The sequence below is a fragment of the Anaerocolumna chitinilytica genome, from assembly GCF_014218355.1.
GTDB classification, from domain to species: Bacteria; Bacillota; Clostridia; order Lachnospirales; family Lachnospiraceae; genus Anaerocolumna; species Anaerocolumna chitinilytica.
Genome location: NZ_AP023368.1, coordinates 1,225,380 through 1,245,405, shown reverse-complemented (window position 1 = coordinate 1,245,405; position 20,026 = coordinate 1,225,380). Strand labels below are relative to the sequence as shown.

Here is a 20,026-nt window from a genome sequence, read left to right as displayed (position 1 = left end):
TGACAGTTTGTTATAGATTTCTATAAAAAGCAGGCTATCTATGATAAAACAACATCATAGATAGCCTGTGTTTAGTGATTCTTTACCTCATAGATATATCATATGCAGTCCTTGTCCTCACCGCTTTCGTAATTTGTTATCAGATTAGCTGCACTACTTGTTCTCATGGAGTCTCCAAACAATATAATACTTCAGATATATCCTTCCGGTTAAAACTTTTTTCCCTGAAGAACCATAGAATGTATAAGCATTTCCATTTTGCTCTGTAAATTTCACTTTATAAGCTTCTTCTATATGCTTAAAAAGGTTCTCTTTTTCACTTCTTTGGGTAAGATATACTATTTCTTTGCCCTCTTCTGTGCCCTTTATAGAAACCTCTGTATATTCCTTGCCTGTTGCCAGCAAAAACATGGGTTTTATAAAGACCAGAGGATTTCCTTCGGCAAAAATAACATCCTTCTCCATTAGCAGAAAGGCACAGATGCCAACAAGCAGTAATATAATAATATCATTCCTTTTCCATTTACCAGATGTTCTTTTTACTTTTGTATTACCGTACATCCTTTACTCCCATCTGTATTTTAGCAACCCAAAGGTCTGCGAAATACTCCTGCCATTCCAAGCAGCCTGATTGTATCTGCCCGCTTGCTTAATTTTCATGTTCCTATCAGTTCTTGCCGTGTTACTGCATTCTAACTTGTATATTACCACTTCTTCCCTTATAATGGAACTACATAAACCAGCATTTACCCTTATCCTACAGCATGTGCTCTTTGGCCCTGCTGTAACCAAAAGCGGAATTTGCGAAAGGAGAACCCCTATGCTGAAATTTACTGTAAGAGTAAGAGATCTGGATTTTAATGAAGCGGCTGATAAATTTCTGCCGAATGATCTTAAAAATATCTTTTTAAAAGCAGGAATTCGCATGATTCCTGCCAAAGAACAAATAACCTCTTTTCTTGTTAATGCCAATAAAGATAAAATCATAAGGGAAATCAATGCCGGCACTGCCAAAAAATCTCTTCCCTTAAAGGTCAATCACATCTACTTAAAACATTTGTAAATAACGGTTCACAAATCGAATTTCGTAACTATTTACTTGTCAAACCAAGTCTACAGACAATAAGTAAGAATAATTGGTTGAAAAATTCCAAAAACAGTTCTTTCAACTATGATTTAGAAATATCCAATAAAAGATTGGATATTTACGAAAGGAGTATATATGTTAAAATTAGAAGTCACTTTTGACGAGATTAATTATGCTGAGCTGGCAGCAGGCTTTCTTCCCATGCTGCTTGAAAATCTATCCAATAAGGATGTCAAATCCAAGGAAGTCGCTCTTTTACTGGAGAAGTTAGGGGATGCTCCTAAAAGAATGCTGGAGGCTGCTTTTAGAGAGCTGCCTCAGCAGGATATGAACAATCTCCTTGCAGGGATAGTTTCTATCTATAGAGAAGACCTTATGAAGTTAGCAAATGAAAAGTTGAGAGAACAAAATATCTCCGGCGGAGTGACAGATATCCACCTGGAAAATGTTTAATTTTCCTCCTTGAAGCAATTCCTGTCCTGCTATGGATGCAAAAATACGGATTATCCGGGATAAAGCCTGGGTAATCCTTTTTTTGTACCAGTATACACCAGTAGATAATTTACATTAGCCACCTTATAATAAAAACATGAACCAGGTGAAATCCTGATTTCTAATTTTATTAAAGGAGATATTTATGAAAAAAGCTGGAGTTATACTTTTGGCATTTGCTCTTATAGCATGCCTGTTCCCCCTGTCTGTAAAAGCTTCTGAAACAACTGATTTTTCTACAGACTTAACTGCTTACCTTACACTTCTAAGCGAGGAAAGAGGAAAAGAAGTTACAAAAGATGATATAGAATATGTGTTGAATATCTATTCCGAGAGCCTCACGGATTTTGATTCGGTTGCCGGTCTGAAAGACTATCTGGGAGAGGTTGTTAAAGCAGATTACAGCAATCTTACAAACATCTATGAGAAATACAGTCTGGATCAAAATTCCCTGACAGCTCTTTTAGAAGATAACGGAGAAACACTTGACGATTATATTTTTCTGAATGAACTTGAGGCAAGTATTGCTTTTTATCAAGATAGCAAGACAGAGCAGGAAGCAGGTTTTGAGGACAAGTTAAACACTTATTTAAGTGATATCAGCGCCATCCGCGGTTTTACCGTAAGCCGTGATAGCATTGAAGCATTTCTTTCCAGATATGAAATGTCACTAAGCGATATGGAAACAGTTGCTGATTTAAAAGATTTCCTGGGCGATGTTATTAAAAGTGATCTTAGCAATCTGGACTATTTCCAGACAGAATATGGTCTGTCAAAATCTGATATTGAAAGCCGCTTAGGTACCATAAACAAGACTCTGAATGACTATGTATTCATGGATGATCTGGAGTACGATATTCTGGATAACGATGATGGTAAAATTACCTATAAGTACATGATGGATATGTTTGAAGAATACTATCCCGGTATTACCGATAAACTTGGCCTGACAGAAGAAGAATTTACAAAAGCTTATCAGTATTTTACTACTCTGAAGGATTATTACAGCAGTGAAGAAACCATGAACAAGATGCTTACCCTTATGGGCCGCCTTCAGACAATTATGGAATCACTTCCGGAATCCGAAGATAAAATAACCCTTGATCAGATTAACGAGATGCAAGATATTTATAAGGAAATGCAGGATATCCTGAAAATAAAGATATCCTATAGCATTCTGGAAAATGGCAAAAAAGTCCCCCTTACATTACTTGATCTAATAAACGGAAAAGATTTAGAGAATGCCGTTCTGAGTGTAGATATTTATACGGACTCTAATGATCTTCTCATGGATTTCAACCTTAGCGCCGATATGTTTGGCGAATTGTTAGAAGATGTGAAAGATACACCGGTTACCGATACTGATTCTACCGGCGGCAAGACTATCTCTACTGCAGTTAAAACTATTACCGGCGGTAAACTTCCAAAAACCGCTTCCAATTATACTGCCATGATAATTATAGGTGCCCTTCTTACAGTTGCCGGAACTGCACTTAAACTTAACAGGAAAAAGGGAGATGAAGCAAACGCTGCGTAAGAATATTATTTCTACTATCTTAATTTCAACCGGATTATTGGTACTGGCTCTTGGTCTGACGAAGATGTGGCAGGGGCAATCGGTTAAGGTGCCTCTTCCCGTTTCAACAGAAAATATTACGATAGCGAAGGAAGACGAAGTTCAAACATCAGCCCTGAATAAAAATAATCTTTTTGAGAAACTAATGAAAAAGAAATCACCTCTATCTAAAACCTCAGAGAATGATGTAAAAGCCCTGTATTCCAAAAGGCCGGAGTCAGGAGAAACCATAGGCTCCGTATCCTTTCCTTCTTTAAACATGTCCCTGCCAATTTATGAAGGTACCGAAGAAAAAGAATTAGAAAAAGGGGTGGGGCATTATTCAGGAAGTGTTCTTCCCGGGGAAGCGGATAACTGTGTTCTGTCCGGTCACAGAGATACTGTATTTTCTGATCTTAAAAGTTTGAAGAAAGGTGACCAAATTGTAGTTCAGACAACGGCTGGTACTTTTACCTACCGGGTGCATAAATTTCGTATCGTAGATAAAGAGGATACAACAGTCATTGTACCAAAGCCCACAGCTTATCTTACATTGACAACCTGCTATCCCTTTAACTATATTGGTTCCGCTCCAAAACGTTATATTATTTCCGCTTATCTGATATCGAAATCGTAAACAACAAGCAGGGATATACCCCTTTAGGGGTATATCCCTGCTTTCTTTCTCTATTCCCCCCTAACCTTGGTAATCTTGTTGATAATTGGATGGACTTCCAATAATCTTACATAGCTTTAATGTTACGAATATATTACAATAATGTTAACTTGATGACACAAGCACATCTGACTCACTAGGAAGAGTGCTCATTCACGAATACCAATTCCTACTCTTGATATTCACGAAAGGAGTTCTTATGAACAAACTTAAATCGGTAAGAATCGTGCTTACGGCATCACTCTTATCCCTCACAATTTGTTCGACAACTGTGTCGGCTGCAACTTATAAAGTTGTGAAAAATGATACATTATTTAATATCAGTAAACTATTTAAGACTTCTGTTACCTCAATTAAAAAAACCAACAACTTAAAGAGTGATAATATAAATCCCGGACAAAAGCTCAAAATATCAGCCAAGATTTACACCGTTAAGGCAGGGGATACCCTTAGTAAGATTGCCAAAGCCAATAAGATTACCTTGGGAGCCTTAAGAAAAGCCAACAGTAAATGGACAGATTCATTAAAAGCCGGACAAAAATTAATAATACCCGGTGTAAAGCCAGGAACTACCGTAAGCCAGAAGGTAGAAGCAGCCAGCACCATGAGAGCAGCCAGTACCATGAAAGCAGCCAGCGACGGGGTAATCCCTTATACAAAGGAAGAAAAGGACCTTCTGGCACGACTTATTACTGCAGAAGCTACCGGACAGCCTTATAATGCAATGGTTGCAATCGGAGGCGTAGTTGTTAACAGGGTTCAAAGCAAGGAATGGCCCGATACAATCAACGATGTTATCTATGATGTTCCCGGCGGATATTATCAATTCACACCCGTTAAGAATGGTTATATTAATAAGCCTGCCTCCAGTATTGCCATAAAAGCAGCCGGAGAAGCCCTTCGTGGTGCTGACCCTTCAAAAGGTGCTATGTTTTACTTTGATGACAGTTCTACCAACAAGTGGTTATGGTCAAAGACAAAAACTGCTCAGTATGGAAAAATGGTCTTTGTAAAATAATATAGGAAAAGATATTTTCGGATTTGCCATATTATAAACCAAAAAGGTTGCAGCAAAGTGATAGCTTGCTGCAACCTTTTTTCTACGAAATTTTCTTTGAAATTTTCTTTGAAATTTTCTTGAATTTTTCTTTGTAATTTTTTTGGAATTTTCTTTGATTCTTTTTTTGATTCTTTTCTTGATTCTTTTTTTGATTCTTTGTTTGAAATTTTCTTTGAATCTTTCTTTGAATCTTTCTATTAATTTATTTCTATAATTTTATCAATTTATCTATGAGTTTAAGAAAGAATTCATTCGAATATTACCATATTGCTCTTAATTATCTCTTAATATTAAATGCATCGAATCCCGGATACTGTGCACTTGCACCCAAGTCTTCTTCAATGCGAAGTAACTGGTTGTACTTTGCTACACGTTCTGTTCTGCTGGGGGCACCGGTCTTAATCTGGCAGGTATTCAATGCTACAGCCAGATCTGCAATGGTGGTATCCTCCGTTTCTCCTGAACGGTGGGAGGAGATTGCTGTATAACCAGCTTTATGTGCCATCTTAATTGCTTCCAGAGTTTCTGATACAGAACCAATCTGGTTCAATTTGATTAAGATTGAATTACCGCAGCCAAGTTCAATGCCCTTCTTTAATCTGGTGGTATTGGTAACAAATAAATCATCACCTACCAACTGTATCTTATCTCCCAGTTCTTTTGTAAGCAGCTGCCAGCCTTCCCAATCCTCTTCGTCCAATCCATCTTCGATAGAAACAATAGGATATTTTTCGGTAAGCCCTTTCCAATGTGCAATAAGTTCTTTGGAAGTAAAGTGAGTTCCTGCTTTCGGCAGAATGTATTCTCCCGGCTTCTCACCCTTCCATTCACTGGAGGCTGCATCCATTGCAAGAACAAAATCCTTACCGGGTACATAACCGGCTTTTTCTATTGCCTGAAGTATTAACTGGATAGCTTCTTCATCACTGGCAAGGTCAGGTGCAAATCCCCCTTCGTCACCAACAGAAGTTGCAAGGCCTTTCTCTTTCAGGATCTTTGCAAGAGCATGGAATACTTCCGTACACTGGCGAAGACCTTCTTTAAAGCTTGACGCTCCGGCGGGCATAATCATGAACTCCTGAACATCTACAGTATTGGCAGCATGAGCACCGCCATTTAAGATGTTCATCATAGGGACAGGAAGTTTATTCCCTGCGCTGCCGCCTAAGAACTTGTATAAAGGAATCATAAGAGAGGTAGCTGCTGCTCTTGCTGCTGCAATAGATACGGCAAGGATAGCATTTGCGCCAAGCCCTGATTTATCCTTTGTACCGTCAAGAGCTATCATTGCTGCATCAACCCCGTAGATATCGGCTGCGTTAAGACCTGTTAACGCTTCACTAATAGGTCCGTTAATATTAGCAACTGCCTTTAATACACCCTTTCCGCCAAATCTTGATTTATCTTCATCTCTTAATTCCAATGCTTCAAATATACCGGTAGATGCTCCGCTGGGTGCTGCTCCTCTACCGATAGTACCATCCTTTAAAATAACTTCTGCCTCTACTGTTGGATTTCCTCTGGAATCAATAATTTCTCTTCCTATTACTTTTTCAATCTCTAAATAATTCATTTGATGTTCCTCCTTTAACAGTAATTCAACTTTTTATATTCGTAATGACCTTAAAGTCTTCCTCGATCCTGCTTAAGATTCGGGGAGGACTTCAGAGGCCAGAACTTATGTGAAGTATGCTTTTATATACTTCACATAACTTACCCAAATACTACCACAAAAGGAATAAGAATACAAGATATGTCCTGATAATGATTATCACTATTTCTACATTTTGTGACTGAAACAAAGATTTTTTAGTAATAGGTGACTTTTTCCTTCCTCTTAAACTCTTGCACTCATTAGATTTCCGGAGGAATAACGCCTAAGTCCTTTATAAAATACCGCAAAGGCAATGTTGATGATAATAACAGTAACCAGGAATACCAGTCCTAAGTATATAAGATTTAGATGCAGCAATATGCTAACAGGCAGATAGATATAAAAACCAATAGGAATCAAGGTATAAACCAATACTTTTATAAGGCCTTTAAATATCCCGTCAGGATAAGTGGAGAAGTTCACCATAGTATTCGTAAGATTCATCGCAATGAGATCTCCTCTTGTAATCCAAAAAGAAATACTTCCGGTTATTACAGCAAAGGCTGAATATAAAAGTCCTCCGGTTATGGTAAACAAAGTAAACAACAGGAATTTTAAAGGCGTGATTCCCGTAAAAAATATCAATACAAATCCGTACAGCAGATCTCCCATAGCCGGAGGGCTGGTGGACGAGGATATTACTGATAATAACACACTTTTCGGCTGTACTAAAAACGCATCGAGCTTCCCTTCCGTTATGAGATCAGATAAACTAAAGGCCTTATGAAAGAAGATATGTGCGAAACCATAAGAACTGGCGGCCAGCGCCCAAAGTAAGATGATCTCTTTCATACCATAACCACCAATTTCCTTCTTTAGATGAAACAATACCGCCCACTGTATAATAAAAGTAGAGTTATTCAACATCATAAACAGAACATTGGTTATAAATGCCGCTTTATTTGTCATCTCTCTCATGATATTATACCTGACGGTTAATAGCAGGATTTGAATTTCACTTTTAACCTCCGTTAACATTTAATTTCTTAACCCCCTTCCTATAGCCTAAAACCAAAAGCAAAGAAAATGTAAAAAGATATCCCATTTGTACCAGAAGTACCTGGCGGTACACCCCAAAGGAGAAATCCACCAAAAGCTTAGCCGGCCCATAAGTAACCGCATAGATAGGGGATAGCCGTATTGCAGGCTGTAATATCTTTGGAAATACCTCCACCGGAAACATAATACCAATTACGATTAAAAGCTTATCATAAATCCACTGGAAGGGAAGAGAATCCTCCACCCAAAAAGCCAGCAGACTGATACAGATTCTTATAAGACTGTTTACGAGTAACCCTGAGAGTATAACCGGCAGCACCCATACAACAGTTGCAAAACGAAAGGCCGGTATATTCCCGAGCATGACTACCCCCATAATACTTCCCATAATAAAATACAACAGAAAACGGAAGCCGATTTCACCAAAATACTTTGATAGTATATACAATGGATACCTGTATGGCTTATTCATGGCATAAGCAACCGTTCCGCTCTTGATATCTCTGCTCATTCCTCCTGTCAGGGTGGCATTTCTCGTACCGAACCACATGATTTCAGTAAATATAACATACCAGATCATCTGCGTTCTGGTATATCCCGCGATTAACTTAGAGGCATCTCCATAGATATAATTCCATAACTGAAAGAATAAAAATATCATAATAAAATAACTGAGAAAGCCCAGAATGCAATTTAACGGGTATTGAAGATTTTCCATAAAGCTGACCCGAAAGATGTAATAATATTTTTTAGCCGGATTTTTTACCACAATTCTCTTCCTTTCTATGCAGTTATCAAACCACATTCATACAGGCTGCTGTTACAACCCAATTCATCTCATCTATGTGCTGATTCCCTATCTCTTATAGATTTCTGTGATTATTTTCTCCAGAGGTATGTTTGAGATATTAACATCCATAATGTTATCTCCGTCAATGAGACTTAGAAGTTCATTTACCTGACACTTTTTCGTATCCACTTCAAATCTTCTTTCAAGGCCTTTATTCTTTATAAGCTGCACACCTTCTTTTCGTTTAATCTCTACATCTTCCTTCAATCTGACTTCCACCTGCTTTCTGTTCAGATAATTGTATTTTAGGTTATCCATAGCATCATCCATAACAACTATGCCATTATTGATAATTATCATACGTTTGCATAATTTCTCAATGTCACCAACATCGTGGCTGGTTAAGAAGATGGTGGTATTATATTGTCTATTCAACTTTTTGATAAATCCCCTGATATTTTCCTTTACAACGGGGTCAAGGCCTATGGTAGGCTCATCTAAAAAAAGTATCTTAGGTCTGTGTATCAGAGAAGCAGTAATCTCACAGCGTATTCTTTGACCAAGAGAAAGATTTCTCACCGGTGTATTGATGAAGCTTCCTAATTCAAAGCTTTCAGCCATCTCCTCAATGCGGCTGACGGTTTCCTTTTCACTCAAATCATAAACCTTCCCAAAGAACATAAAGTTATCATAGGGGGTTAGATGTGTCCAGAGCTGTTCTTTCTGCCCGAAAACAGTACCGATTTCATAGGCCAGTTTCTTTCTGTCTCTGGTAGGTGACAGTCCAAGTACAGACATTCTCCCACCATCCGGATAAAGAATCCCTGTCAACATCTTAATTGTAGTACTCTTGCCTGCTCCGTTAGGTCCGATAAACGCCAGTACTTCCCCTTCCTTTACCTGGAAGCTGATACCCTTTACAGCCTCCACCTCCTTATACTCTGTCTTTACAAAAGCGGCAAGGCTCGCTTTTAGTCCTTTTTTCTTCTGTTTTACCTTAAAGGTTTTTTGCAGCTCCTCTGCAGTAATAGCCTCCATACTGTTAACTCCTCCCTTAGATATTTAAATCATCTTTTTTAGTTTCAGCTTCCGGTCTCCAGAGCAGCCTTCCTCAATCACCATATAATGCAGCCAAAGCTCCTATGCAATGCAATACTAGAATAAGAATAAAAAAAGACCGCATATAATGATTTTCCAAATAGGAAATATTATAATGCGGTCTTTCATTTATCTTCATTCACCGCATAGATGCAAAGAAAGCTAAGTCCTGCATCTATGGGTATTAATCATAGTTACAGGAATTAGCTTTCGATGATAATAATTGGTAGACAATGCAGTGAACGATTCATGGTAGTTTTCTCCAAAAAAGATTTTTTGTAGTTTATCACAGATGGCTTCCGTTTGCAACTACTTTTTTTATAAATGTTAAATGCATCTTGACTTTTTAACTGGATACTATCATACTATCTTAGGGCTAAAACGATTATTAATCTATAAAAATAAGCCATGAATAGTGTCTGCCATTTTAATCACGAATGAAAGGCATTAGAATTACAAATGCTAAATACACAGTCAGTATCTTAAATTTACAGCTATGCTCTCTGGGTAAATAAAGGAGGATCTTGTGGCAATCAAAAAGAAATTAATAGATATCTTAAAAGAATATCTGTTTATATCCGCAGGTGTAGAACTAGTCGTAATTGGAGTTTATTTCTTTAAATTCCCCAATAACTTTTCCATCGGCGGTGTAACCGGTCTTGCTATTTTGCTAAGCAATGTGCTGGGACCGAAAATAAGCTCAAGTACAGTTGTATTTGTAATTAATATGATTTTACTTTTGGTGGGATATATTGTTATCGGAAAGAGTTTCGGTAATAAAACCGCTTACGGAAGTGTCTTAATGTCTGCCTCCTTAAGCTTCTTGCAGTATATCTTACCCATGAAAGCACCTTTAACGGATGAACCTGTATTAGAACTGGCATTTGCCGTATTACTGCCGGCTGTTGGTGCCGCAATGCTCTTTAATATTGGAGCCTCTACCGGTGGAACAGATGTTATAGCCATGATACTGAAAAAGTATTCCAATATCGATATCGGTAAGTCCTTGTTCATGTCAGACCTTATTCTTACCCTGGCTTCCTTCCTGATATTTGATGTTAAGACTAGTTTACTGTCTCTGCTGGGTCTTTTGATTAAGTCAACTATGGTTGATACTATTATTGAAAACCTGAACCTCCACAAATACCTGACGATTATATGCACCGACCCGCAGCCCATATCTGATTATATCTTAAATACACTCCATCGAAGTGCTACCATCAGCGATGCCAAAGGTGCCTTCAGCAATCAGGAAAAGAAGATTATATTTACCGTTATGAACCGCAGTCAGGCTGTACTGCTTCGCAGATTCATCAAAGAAACGGAACCGGATGCCTTTATCCTCATAACCAATACCAGCGAAATTATAGGCCGGGGTTTCAGGGCTTAACCTAATAGATAAGTTATAACAAAAAACTTCCGTAAATTCAGGATGAAATTGCTATATCATCATCCTAAATTTATGGAAGTTTTTATCTTTCTAATGTGATTGGTTTGTATCATTATTTAATATTTCTAGCATTCTTTGTTTCTTACACTTTTTTCTTTCTGACACTCTTGGTTTCTTACACTTTTATCTTTCAGACACTCTTGGTTTCTTACACTTTTTTCTTTCTAGCATTCTTTGTTACTTAAATTTTTATCTTTCAATCAACAGGGTTACAAACAATAAAGCCAGCACCAGCACCATAATTGGTTTTACAATCTTATAGCCTCTTTTTAATACCAGCCCGGAACCGATATAATGACCGGCAATGCTGAACACCGCTGCCGTAAGGCCTAATATCAGTACCAACTTTCCATGTATAAGAAAGGTAATCAATGCTGCAATATTGGAAGACAGGTTGACCACCTTTGTATTCCCGGATGCTGTTTTTATATCCATTCCTGCCAATGACGTATAACTAAGCAGTAAAAATGTGCCCGTTCCCGGGCCATAAAAGCCATCATATACAGAAATAATCAAAGAAGCAGCACAGGCTATCAGAAAAGCTTTCCTTTCTGATATTATTTTTGCAGCATCCCTGTCCTTTTTATTTTTCAGCACGAAAATTGCCGTAAAGGGAAGTATAAACAACAGCAAATTCTTAATTATACTTTCACTTACCCTTAGTGCGAGATTCGCTCCAAGAAAGGAACCGGTGAGAGCTAATACAACGGAAACCATAGCTATTTTATAATTAACAGACTTATTTTTTATGTACCTTGCTGTCGAAGCAAAAGTTCCAATACAGGAGGACAGCTTGTTTGTGCCCAGCGCAAAGTGGGGTGGTACTCCTGCAATCAAATATGCCGGAAGAGAGATTAAACCGCCTCCTCCTGCGATGGAGTCTATCACTCCTGCCAGAAAGACCAGCGGGCAGACTATGAGAAAGATTGTTATATTGATATCCATGTTATTTACCTGTCTTTTCTTATGTTTTTCTATACAATCCTATAATCAGTAAAGCATTCTCATAATACAGAATATTTCAGAATACTACATGCTCCTATATGTCCCGAAACACTTCTTTCATTATAAATTAAAACCTTTCAAAGTCAAGTGCACTCTTAGGATTTGAATTTTACCTTTTCAAATGCTAAAATAAACAAAACATATAGTAACAGCCATACGTTACGCACAAAATACCTTACCTTATGTAATCGGTATTGTAATTTACATATGTTCTACTATAATGTGCTTATGGCGCCTACATAAACAGGATTATTGAGGGAGTACAATGATTCGAATTGCAATCTGTGATGATGAAACAGCAGTCTTACAACAGACGAAGTTATTATTAAATGAATACCCGGGAGCAGCTTTTACCATTGATGAATTTACACGAGGCGAGGATTTACTTCTTAGTGAACATAACTATGAAATAATACTGCTAGATATTGACATGCCCGAGACAAATGGAATAGAAACAGCCCGTTTAATCAGGCAAAAGGATAAATCAGTTAAAATAATCTATGTAACCAATTACAGTGATTATACTACGTTTGCCTTTGCCGTCCATGCCTTTGCTTATCTTCTGAAACCTTTGAGCAGAGAAGAGCTGTATAAACAATTGGAGGAAGTATTTGAATATATGCAGCCTGCTGCTGATTCTTTGCTGGAGTTTAATACCTCAGAGGGTATTCTTCGGGTAAATTCAAAGGATATTCTTTACTTTGAATATCAGTGCCGTAAGGTCTATCTGCGTACCCATACAGATACTTACATTCTCAAATGCAAGATTACAGATCTGGCTGGTGAGCTTAGTGATAAAGGGTTTTATATGCCCCATAAAAGTTTTGTTGTAAATCTGTACTCTGTTAAGAACATTAAAGGATATGATATCTATCTTATAAATGGACTAACGATTCCGTTGTCCCAGAAAAAATCAATGGAATTTCGAAGAGCCTTAAACCATTACCTATCGGAAGGAATGAATCTGACCTTATGACGAGCACTATAATTTACACTATTCTACCTCTGCTTGGCAGTATTTTCATTCTTTATGCCATATTTTTCTGCATGGAGCGGATCGGCACCAATATTACCACAGGGAAACTGAAAAAGAATCTGATTGTTGCTGGCTATATTACCATATCCATTGCCTTTTCCTTACTTGGCAACGGTATCATCAACCTTCTTATTCTTTTAATCATTCCGGTAATTGGCCATTACCTGTATAATAACCTTCGCCTGTATATTGTCTATTACACCGGATTTGTAGTTGCAGAGTATCTGACGGATATTCTGTCTATGATGCTTCTCTCACTGTTGTTCCAGCACAATATACTATATTTTGTAAGCGGGCAGGCTTATTATATAACCTTTCTGATTACTGTACGTTTTATTGAATTTATCATTTTAAAGATATTGACAGCTATCATACGAAGAAGGCATCATTATCAGATTACCTGGAAGCAGATGGCCAGTTCCTTTGTTCTTCCGGTCTTTAGCATCATCAATCTTCTTTCTATGATATTCTTTCTTCAGGTATATATTTCAGAAGAAATTTTACTTCTCCTGCTGTTGAATATTTTATTGTTGTTAGCTCTCAATATTTACTTTACCAGCGTTTTCGATATCATAACCAAAAATAATCATTTGGAGAATGAACTTAATCTCTTTCGCCAGCAGGAAGTGATTCAAGCCGGTTATTACTCAACTCTGGAGCAGAAATATGATAATACCAGAAAGCTTATTCATGATATCCGAAATCATATACAAGCTATGGAACATCTATATGAAGACCAAAAGAACGAGGAAGGCTGTCAGTACGCCAAGGATATCCATACCATGTTAAATCAGCTTGGGCAGAAATATTACACTGACAACAAGATACTCAATATCATTTTAAATGATAAAGTGCAAACCATGGAGGCTCTTGGCATGAAACCCGATATTAAAATATCCATGGTTGATCTTCACTTTATTCGGGATGTGGATATCACAACCCTCTTCGCAAATATACTTGATAATGCCATAGAAGCCGCTGCATCCAGCAGCGAAAAGCAAATTATTCTCCGTGTTGCCATGGTGCATGATTTTATCTCAATCATCCTGAAAAACTCAGCAACTCTTCCTCCGGTAAAACAGGGAGACACATTTAGATCGAACAAAGAAATGCACGAGGGACTTGGACTAAAAAATGTTACAAGAGTGGTAAAAGATTATAAAGGAGATATTCAATATGAATGGGGTGAACAATATTTTATTACAAGAATTATGCTTGCTGTTTAATGCCCTTATATGCTTTGGAATTCCAATTATCGGCTTACTGCTGCTTCGCAAAAGAGCTGAGTTTGTCATCCGTCCTTTTCTATTCGGTATGGCTGCCTTTTTTGTAAGTCAGATACTAATAAGAATTCCTTTACTGCAGTTTGTATTACCTAATTTTAAATGGTTTTTAACTTTGCAGGTGAATACCTATGCTTACGGATTATTCTTAGGAATAAGCGCGGGAATCTTTGAAGAAACCGCCCGGTTCATCTGCTTAAAATATTTTCTACCTAATCGCACCAGATTAGGGGACGGACTGGCTTTCGGTCTTGGTCATGGCGGAATTGAAGCGATGCTTCTTGTCGGTATTAACAGTCTGGCTGCAATGATATTGTACCCTCTCGGTAACCTTGATTTATCAGGCAGCGGATATTTAACTATTTTGACCGGAGGTATTGAAAGAGTTTTTGCTATCTCCTTCCATATAGGTGCGACCTTAGTAATACTGTATGGAATCAAGGTAAATAAACCTATTCGCTTCCTCGCACTGGCAATTCTTTTGCATGGACTAATAGACGGCACAAGTGTAATTCTCCCCGCAGCCTATCACGTAGGAACCCTTGGTCTCGAAACTGTTATTATGATAAGCTCCTTTCTTGTACTTTCCTTGGGATTATGGCTATTTAAGCGCAAAAAGGAGACAAATCTAGAATATAAATCTAAAATGGAGGTTTGATATTTTATGAAAAAGTTAATTGTGTTACTCTTAATGGCAGCTATGACTACTACTCTTTTAGGTGGATGTTCCTCTACCAAATTATCCGATTCTTTTGATAAGGATACTGTTGAAAAATCAGCAAAGCAAGTAATAGAATATCTCAATAATGCTGATTACCAAAGTGTAACAAATATGTTTCGGGAGGACCTGCAAAAAGATTTATCTGCTGATACCCTAAAAGATGCTGTGGAAAAAACATATGGCAGTGCCGGTAAATTCAGCGAATATAAGAGCACAACCATCTTAGGGCAAAAGATCAAATCCACCAAAGAAGACAGTGCCGTAGCCATTATAATTGCGAAATATGAAAAAAAGAAAGTAACCTTTACCATATCTTTTGATACGGATATGAAACTAATCGGATTGTATATGAAATAAAGCCTTTTGCTATAACCAAAGCTTCATGACTTTACGTTATACATTACACAATCTTTTGTGTAATCTAACATAAAATCATGAAGCTTTTTGTTTATTATTCTTTTAATCGCTGTCTGATGTTTAATAATTTACAAAAAAGGAAAACTTAACCTATAAGTATTATTATAATATCATACCTGAAAGGATAATATCATGCCAAGTAATCGTTATTTATCTATCTGGGAAAATGGCGCATTCTTCGAAGAGAGACCACAATGGAAAGGGGAAGGCACCGCAGAGGCAGTAATTATCGGAGCCGGAATAACTGGTATTCTCACCGCCCATATGCTAAAGAAAAAAGGAATTGACTGTATCTTACTGGAATCAGGGCGTACCGCTTCCGGACAGACCAGACATACAACCGCTAAAATAACTTCCCTTCACGGGTTAATGTATGATCAATTAATAAAGGATTTCGGAAAAGAAAAAGCCAGCCTTTACGCATCGGCAAACGAAGAGGCGATTTCTCAATATGCCTCTCTTATTAAAGACAATGGAATCTCCTGCCACTTTGAGAAGCTTCCGGCTTATGTGTATAGTACGGATGACCTTCTTTCGATTGAACGAGAAGTTGAAGCAGCGAAGGAATGTGGAATTCTTGCGAGCTTTACTGATAAAACATCCCTTCCCTTTCCTGTAAAAGGTGCTGTACGCTTTCCGGAGCAGGCGCAATTTCATCCCCTTGAATTCTTGTCTGTATTGGCAAAATCTCTGACAATTTACGAGAATTCCAGGGTAATCGGGATAGAAAAAGATACTGTTATAACAAAAGAAGGAAAGGTAAAAGCAAAGCATATTATATTGACCTCCCACTACCCCTTCCTGATTACCCCAGGTTATTACTTTGCCAGGATGCACCAGGAGCGTTCCTACTGTCTTGCACTTAAAACTCCTTATTCCCTTGATGGTACTTATAAGGAAGATAAAAAAGACGGTTATTCATTTAGACGCTTTGAGGACATGCTGATCCTGGGTGGGGGCGGACACAGAACTGGTGAAAATAAGACAGGCGGACAATATGATTCTCTCAGAACATATGCCAAGCAGTATTTCCCTGAAGCGGAAGAGAAGTATAGTTGGTCTGCTCAGGACTGCCAAACATTAGACGGTGTTCCTTATATCGGGCAGTTTTCAGACCAGACTCCCAACTGGTACATTGCCACAGGTTTTCATAAATGGGGTATGACCACCTCAATGGTAGCCGCTAATTTGCTTAGCGATATGATTACCGGTAAAGAAAATCCCTACGAGCAAGTGTTCACGCCTCAGCGTTTTAAGTTAACAGCTTCTATTACAAGTCTTCTGGATGAAACGAAACACAGCGCAGTTGGACTAGTTCTAAAGAAATTAAAACCGGTACCTCAGGATTTGTCTGCTATTAATCCGGGAAGCGGCAGAGTTATTGAATTAGAAGGTGAAAAGGTAGGAATCTATAAAACGAAAGAAAATCAGATATTTGCAGTTGATCCTAAGTGTACCCATCTTGGCTGTCAGCTGGAATGGAATGAGGAGGAAGAAACCTGGGATTGCCCCTGCCATGGCTCACGATTTAATTATGATGGAACACTCCTAGACGAACCGGCCGGAGAACCCATAACGAGGAGGGAATTTCATGAAGAATCTCCTGAAGCAGAGACCATACTTTGAGGGCTGGTATTTTAAACATCAGCAGGATAACAAAGTACTTGCCTTTATCCCCGGCATAAACCGCGAGAAAGGAAAAAGTATCACTCCCTTTCTTCAGATTATCGCAGGAGAAAAATCCTATCAGCTGACTTTTCCTTTAGAAGAATGCTTTATTGACCGAAAATCCAGTTATATAAGGTTGGGTAATAACGTCTTTACCAAAGAAGGTATTATGATTGACATTCATACAGAGGAACTTACACTAAAAGGTATTATTCTGTATCATAAGCTTCATCCGATAGCCTATAATATTATGGGAGTCTTTCGCTATTTTCCCGGTATGGAGTGTAAGCATAATGTAATCAGCATGTCCCACTCTCTTTCCGGAAATCTCACTTATAACGGTAACCTGCTGCCCTTTCATAAAGGTATTGGCTATATTGAGAAAGATTGGGGACACTCTTTTCCAAGTTCTTATCTTTGGCTCCACTGCAATGATTTCACGGAGGATATCTGCTCTGTAATGGTCTCCATAGCCCGTATTCCTCTTTGGGGCAGTCATTTTACCGGCTGTATCTGTGCCATTCATTACAGAAACAGAGAGTACCGATTGGCTACTTATCTGGGAGTAAAGATACTAAAAGCAACACCAACTCTTATCATACTACGGCAGGGAGATTATTTCTTCCGGATACGGATAAAAGATACTTCTTCCCCTTCCGCTTATAACCTGGCAGCTCCTACGAAGGGGAAAATGAACCGTGTTATAAAAGAGTCTCATCTTTGTCAGGGAAGTTTTTTCCTCTCTTACAAAAAACAGATTGTTTTTCATCTGAAAAGTCAGGGTGTAAGCTTGGAATCCGTAACAGATAAAGCAGACCAATGAAGTTTACCAATCTTTAGGCGGCTTAGGAGTTCATTGCCTAAAGATTGGTTCTTTTTGTTTTAAGCAGCCACCAATAAATAATATTCAGGGGAAGAGTCCAGAACAAGCCGGTATGTGAATGATTCAGGCGTTTTAGAATATGTGGCAATCTGTAGAATTCGCGGTTCACATAGTTAAAACCCTCTAAAAGCTCCTGGGTTGTCATATGCTTTGGAGTGAAAACAACATCCGTACGGGAGTTATATTTAGTCCAGTCTTCGGTTAGGATTCGTCCTTCGGATTTCAAACGGTCAAACAATGGGGTTCCCGGATAAGGTGTCAGGATATTAAAGGTGGCATTCTGGACACCGTTCTCTATCAGAAATTCCAGTGTTCTGTCAAATACATCCCTGGTATCACAATCAAAGCCAAAGACAATCCCCGCCTGAACCGAGATACCGTGGTTATGAATGTTTTTGATTATCTCTTTATACCGCTCGACCTGATTAAATTCTTTCTTTGCCAAATCCAGCGACATTTGGGATATACTCTCAAAACCTATGAAAAGATGACGGCAGCCGCTCTTATAGGCAAGCTCTAAAAACTCATCATCCTCTCCGGCTTTTATACTTGCCTGACTCGTCCACCACTTTTTATATGGCGTTATCGCCTTACAGATTTCTTTCGCATATGCCATATCCGCACAGATGTTGTCATCCCAAAATACTACGACTTTTCCTTTAAACTGCGCAAAGTCACGTGCAACCTCAGACGGAGGACGCATTCTGAATTTGTGCTGATACATACAGGAAACAGCACAGAATTCGCAATTATTGGGGCATCCTCTTGAAGCGAACATTGTTCCGGCTGCATGATCATGCCGGTGAAAATGCTCTGTTGTAAGCAACGGAATCTTTGACATATCTACTGCTTCATTGCTTTCATACCGTTTCCTGAGCTTCCCCTTTTCAAAATCAGTGAAGAAGACCGGAAGCGTGTTCTCAGCTTCGCCCACAAAAATACAATCCGCCTGTTGTTCCGCTTCCTCCGGGCAGAGCGTAACATGAGAGCCGCCCATAATAACCGTTATTCCCCTCAAACGGAATCTCGCTGCTATTTCATAAGCATGTTTGCTGCAGGGTGTATGAAAGGTCAGCCCGACAAGGTCAAAGGACTTCTCATAGGGTATCTGCTCCTCTTCTTCGTCAATGTGAAGCACATTCCAGTCTTTCGGGAAGAAGGAAGCCAGATATGGCATGGTACATTGCTGAAACTTGATATATCTGGCACGGCGGATCTGCTTCATGTCATTGGAGGATACCGTAATAAGAAGAGCATTTTTCATATGGATTTCTCCTTACTAGGACGGTACTCCAGTACATCTCCCGGCTGACAATCCAAAGCTTCACAGATTTTATCCAGCGTTTCCAGCTTAATTGCCTTTACCTTACCATTTTTAATCAGTGAGATATTCGCCATTGTCATTCCGACTCGCTCGGTAAGCTCTGTAACGCTCATTTTACGTTTTGCCAGCATAACATCAACATTAATTATTATCATATCATTCCCTCACTGATTTCCTGTAAGTCAGCGGCTTTTGAGATATAGCGGGATAATACCGCTGCAAGAACACCGAAGACTATCAATAGTAGCACACCGGCCATAATACAAAGCACGATTCCCGGATGATTGATATTCATTAAGAAAAGTACGATATTACCAAGAAATACATAAATGGCATCTGAAAATAACCAGATCGCCGCCGTATGAATCGTCTTAGCTGTTTCCTCGGTGAATACCTTTTCAAAGCGGATAGCTCCTGCAACACGCCAAATAAGGCATAGTACTGCAAAGCAAGGCACAGCGCTAAGTAAAACATACCCAATCCATAAATAAGACCCTTGGGTACCATAAAGTTCACTAAGAATATTTTTCATCCAAGACGGAAAAACGAGACATAAGAAACCTCCGCATATTGCCGCCGCAATTACGGCGAAGCGCACCCATGCACATAAAGTTTTAGATGACATAAAAAATCCTCCTTAGAAAAGATAACTATAGATTACCACAATCACCGGAAAATTTCAATGCACATTTATTGTTTTACGATAAATATATTAATCATTACTATATATTTATCAAATTATCCAATAAATCAACAAATTCTTCGGTTAATTGTAAAGCGAGATGCCACTTTGTAAAACGAGACGCATTATTTATAATTGACAATTGA

General features: G+C 38.5%; 21 protein-coding genes. 12 read left to right on the top strand and 9 right to left on the bottom strand.

The window, feature by feature from the left end; all coding sequences use genetic code 11:
• Positions 1–153: 153 nt before the first annotated feature.
• Positions 154–561 (bottom strand): hypothetical protein, encoded by a 408-nt coding sequence (locus bsdcttw_RS05410; RefSeq protein ID WP_185258370.1) that lies wholly within the window; start codon positions 559–561, stop codon positions 154–156.
• A gap of 259 nt (positions 562–820) precedes the next feature.
• Between bsdcttw_RS05410 and bsdcttw_RS05405 the strand changes: the two genes are divergently transcribed.
• The 5 genes from bsdcttw_RS05405 (at position 821) to bsdcttw_RS05385 (ending at position 4,828) form a co-directional block, all read left to right on the top strand.
• Positions 821–1,063, top strand: coding sequence for a hypothetical protein (locus tag bsdcttw_RS05405; protein WP_185258369.1), 243 nt, complete (start codon positions 821–823; stop codon positions 1,061–1,063).
• 159 nt (positions 1,064–1,222) lie between these two features.
• On the top strand, positions 1,223–1,540 hold the full coding sequence (locus tag bsdcttw_RS05400) for a hypothetical protein (protein ID WP_185258368.1): 318 nt from the start codon (positions 1,223–1,225) through the stop codon (positions 1,538–1,540).
• Positions 1,541–1,724: 184 nt separating this feature from the next.
• Positions 1,725–3,116 carry a processed acidic surface protein gene (locus bsdcttw_RS05395; protein WP_185258367.1) on the top strand — a complete coding sequence of 464 codons (1,392 nt, stop codon included), beginning with the start codon at positions 1,725–1,727 and terminating at the stop codon, positions 3,114–3,116.
• Entirely contained in the window at positions 3,097–3,771 is a 675-nt protein-coding gene (locus tag bsdcttw_RS05390; protein WP_225903802.1) for a class D sortase, read from the top strand. The genes bsdcttw_RS05395 and bsdcttw_RS05390 overlap by 20 nt, the downstream gene beginning before the upstream one ends.
• Positions 3,772–4,009: 238 nt before the next feature.
• A complete protein-coding gene (locus bsdcttw_RS05385; protein WP_185258366.1) occupies positions 4,010–4,828 on the top strand; it encodes a cell wall hydrolase in 819 nt (272 codons plus the stop codon).
• Between the two features lie 319 nt (positions 4,829–5,147).
• On the opposite strand, the gene eno is transcribed toward bsdcttw_RS05385, so the two are convergent.
• The 4 genes from eno to bsdcttw_RS05365 all read right to left on the bottom strand — a co-directional run bounded on the left by eno (position 5,148) and on the right by bsdcttw_RS05365 (position 9,351).
• On the bottom strand, positions 5,148–6,443 hold the full coding sequence (eno, locus tag bsdcttw_RS05380; RefSeq protein ID WP_185258365.1) for a phosphopyruvate hydratase: 1,296 nt from the start codon (positions 6,441–6,443) through the stop codon (positions 5,148–5,150).
• Between the two features lie 264 nt (positions 6,444–6,707).
• Positions 6,708–7,502, bottom strand: coding sequence for an ABC transporter permease (locus tag bsdcttw_RS05375; RefSeq protein ID WP_185258364.1), 795 nt, complete (start codon positions 7,500–7,502; stop codon positions 6,708–6,710).
• Positions 7,486–8,292, bottom strand: a complete 807-nt coding sequence (locus bsdcttw_RS05370) for an ABC transporter permease (RefSeq protein WP_225903801.1) — start codon at positions 8,290–8,292, stop codon at positions 7,486–7,488. The genes bsdcttw_RS05375 and bsdcttw_RS05370 overlap by 17 nt, the downstream gene beginning before the upstream one ends.
• 87 nt (positions 8,293–8,379) lie before the next feature.
• Entirely contained in the window at positions 8,380–9,351 is a 972-nt protein-coding gene (locus bsdcttw_RS05365; RefSeq protein WP_185258362.1) for an ABC transporter ATP-binding protein, read from the bottom strand.
• A 586-nt stretch (positions 9,352–9,937) separates the two neighbouring features.
• On the opposite strand from bsdcttw_RS05365, the gene bsdcttw_RS05360 reads away from it, so the two are divergent.
• Positions 9,938–10,801, top strand: a complete 864-nt coding sequence (locus tag bsdcttw_RS05360) for a YitT family protein (protein ID WP_330602380.1) — start codon at positions 9,938–9,940, stop codon at positions 10,799–10,801.
• 249 nt (positions 10,802–11,050) lie between these two features.
• Here bsdcttw_RS05360 and bsdcttw_RS05355 read toward each other — a convergent pair whose 3' ends face one another.
• Entirely contained in the window at positions 11,051–11,806 is a 756-nt protein-coding gene (locus bsdcttw_RS05355) for a TSUP family transporter (RefSeq protein ID WP_185258361.1), read from the bottom strand.
• 325 nt (positions 11,807–12,131) lie between these two features.
• Between bsdcttw_RS05355 and bsdcttw_RS05350 the strand changes: the two genes are divergently transcribed.
• The 6 genes from bsdcttw_RS05350 (at position 12,132) to bsdcttw_RS05325 (ending at position 17,814) form a co-directional block, all read left to right on the top strand.
• Entirely contained in the window at positions 12,132–12,842 is a 711-nt protein-coding gene (locus tag bsdcttw_RS05350) for a LytR/AlgR family response regulator transcription factor (RefSeq protein WP_185258360.1), read from the top strand.
• A complete protein-coding gene (locus bsdcttw_RS05345) occupies positions 12,839–14,128 on the top strand; it encodes a sensor histidine kinase (RefSeq protein ID WP_207726495.1) in 1,290 nt (429 codons plus the stop codon). The genes bsdcttw_RS05350 and bsdcttw_RS05345 overlap by 4 nt, the downstream gene beginning before the upstream one ends.
• Positions 14,079–14,843 (top strand): YhfC family intramembrane metalloprotease, encoded by a 765-nt coding sequence (locus tag bsdcttw_RS05340; RefSeq protein ID WP_185258358.1) that lies wholly within the window; start codon positions 14,079–14,081, stop codon positions 14,841–14,843. The genes bsdcttw_RS05345 and bsdcttw_RS05340 overlap by 50 nt, the downstream gene beginning before the upstream one ends.
• A 6-nt stretch (positions 14,844–14,849) precedes the next feature.
• A complete protein-coding gene (locus tag bsdcttw_RS05335; RefSeq protein ID WP_185258357.1) occupies positions 14,850–15,263 on the top strand; it encodes a DUF3887 domain-containing protein in 414 nt (137 codons plus the stop codon).
• A 192-nt stretch (positions 15,264–15,455) separates the two neighbouring features.
• Positions 15,456–16,949, top strand: a complete 1,494-nt coding sequence (locus tag bsdcttw_RS05330) for an FAD-dependent oxidoreductase (RefSeq protein WP_185258356.1) — start codon at positions 15,456–15,458, stop codon at positions 16,947–16,949.
• Positions 16,915–17,814 (top strand): tocopherol cyclase family protein, encoded by a 900-nt coding sequence (locus bsdcttw_RS05325; protein ID WP_185258355.1) that lies wholly within the window; start codon positions 16,915–16,917, stop codon positions 17,812–17,814. The genes bsdcttw_RS05330 and bsdcttw_RS05325 overlap by 35 nt, the downstream gene beginning before the upstream one ends.
• A gap of 37 nt (positions 17,815–17,851) precedes the next feature.
• On the opposite strand, the gene bsdcttw_RS05320 is transcribed toward bsdcttw_RS05325, so the two are convergent.
• Genes bsdcttw_RS05320 through bsdcttw_RS05310 form a run of 3 tightly spaced genes read right to left on the bottom strand, consistent with a single transcriptional unit; the run spans position 17,852 to position 19,823 of the window.
• Positions 17,852–19,138, bottom strand: a complete 1,287-nt coding sequence (locus tag bsdcttw_RS05320) for a B12-binding domain-containing radical SAM protein (protein ID WP_185258354.1) — start codon at positions 19,136–19,138, stop codon at positions 17,852–17,854.
• Positions 19,135–19,353, bottom strand: a complete 219-nt coding sequence (locus tag bsdcttw_RS05315) for a helix-turn-helix domain-containing protein (RefSeq protein ID WP_185258353.1) — start codon at positions 19,351–19,353, stop codon at positions 19,135–19,137. The genes bsdcttw_RS05320 and bsdcttw_RS05315 overlap by 4 nt, the downstream gene beginning before the upstream one ends.
• The gene (locus bsdcttw_RS05310; RefSeq protein ID WP_185258352.1) at positions 19,350–19,823 is read right to left on the bottom strand and encodes a DUF2975 domain-containing protein; all 474 of its coding nucleotides are present in this window, start codon (positions 19,821–19,823) and stop codon (positions 19,350–19,352) included. The genes bsdcttw_RS05315 and bsdcttw_RS05310 overlap by 4 nt, the downstream gene beginning before the upstream one ends.
• Between the last annotated feature and the right edge of the window lie 203 nt (positions 19,824–20,026).

What these genes read in the sequence shown, in the direction of transcription:
- bsdcttw_RS05410 (WP_185258370.1), bottom strand. Translation starts at nt 561, where the DNA reads ATGTACGGTAATACAAAAGTAAAAAGAACATCTGGTAAATGGAAAAGG.
- bsdcttw_RS05405 (WP_185258369.1), top strand. Translation starts at nt 821, where the DNA reads ATGCTGAAATTTACTGTAAGAGTAAGAGATCTGGATTTTAATGAAGCG.
- bsdcttw_RS05400 (WP_185258368.1), top strand. Translation starts at nt 1,223, where the DNA reads ATGTTAAAATTAGAAGTCACTTTTGACGAGATTAATTATGCTGAGCTG.
- bsdcttw_RS05395 (WP_185258367.1), top strand. Translation starts at nt 1,725, where the DNA reads ATGAAAAAAGCTGGAGTTATACTTTTGGCATTTGCTCTTATAGCATGC.
- bsdcttw_RS05390 (WP_225903802.1), top strand. Translation starts at nt 3,097, where the DNA reads ATGAAGCAAACGCTGCGTAAGAATATTATTTCTACTATCTTAATTTCA.
- bsdcttw_RS05385 (WP_185258366.1), top strand. Translation starts at nt 4,010, where the DNA reads ATGAACAAACTTAAATCGGTAAGAATCGTGCTTACGGCATCACTCTTA.
- eno (WP_185258365.1), bottom strand. Translation starts at nt 6,443, where the DNA reads ATGAATTATTTAGAGATTGAAAAAGTAATAGGAAGAGAAATTATTGAT.
- bsdcttw_RS05375 (WP_185258364.1), bottom strand. Translation starts at nt 7,502, where the DNA reads ATGTTAACGGAGGTTAAAAGTGAAATTCAAATCCTGCTATTAACCGTC.
- bsdcttw_RS05365 (WP_185258362.1), bottom strand. Translation starts at nt 9,351, where the DNA reads ATGGAGGCTATTACTGCAGAGGAGCTGCAAAAAACCTTTAAGGTAAAA.
- bsdcttw_RS05355 (WP_185258361.1), bottom strand. Translation starts at nt 11,806, where the DNA reads ATGGATATCAATATAACAATCTTTCTCATAGTCTGCCCGCTGGTCTTT.
- bsdcttw_RS05350 (WP_185258360.1), top strand. Translation starts at nt 12,132, where the DNA reads ATGATTCGAATTGCAATCTGTGATGATGAAACAGCAGTCTTACAACAG.
- bsdcttw_RS05345 (WP_207726495.1), top strand. Translation starts at nt 12,839, where the DNA reads ATGACGAGCACTATAATTTACACTATTCTACCTCTGCTTGGCAGTATT.
- bsdcttw_RS05340 (WP_185258358.1), top strand. Translation starts at nt 14,079, where the DNA reads ATGAATGGGGTGAACAATATTTTATTACAAGAATTATGCTTGCTGTTT.
- bsdcttw_RS05335 (WP_185258357.1), top strand. Translation starts at nt 14,850, where the DNA reads ATGAAAAAGTTAATTGTGTTACTCTTAATGGCAGCTATGACTACTACT.
- bsdcttw_RS05330 (WP_185258356.1), top strand. Translation starts at nt 15,456, where the DNA reads ATGCCAAGTAATCGTTATTTATCTATCTGGGAAAATGGCGCATTCTTC.
- bsdcttw_RS05325 (WP_185258355.1), top strand. Translation starts at nt 16,915, where the DNA reads ATGAAGAATCTCCTGAAGCAGAGACCATACTTTGAGGGCTGGTATTTT.
- bsdcttw_RS05320 (WP_185258354.1), bottom strand. Translation starts at nt 19,138, where the DNA reads ATGAAAAATGCTCTTCTTATTACGGTATCCTCCAATGACATGAAGCAG.
- bsdcttw_RS05315 (WP_185258353.1), bottom strand. Translation starts at nt 19,353, where the DNA reads ATGATAATAATTAATGTTGATGTTATGCTGGCAAAACGTAAAATGAGC.
- bsdcttw_RS05310 (WP_185258352.1), bottom strand. Translation starts at nt 19,823, where the DNA reads ATGTCATCTAAAACTTTATGTGCATGGGTGCGCTTCGCCGTAATTGCG.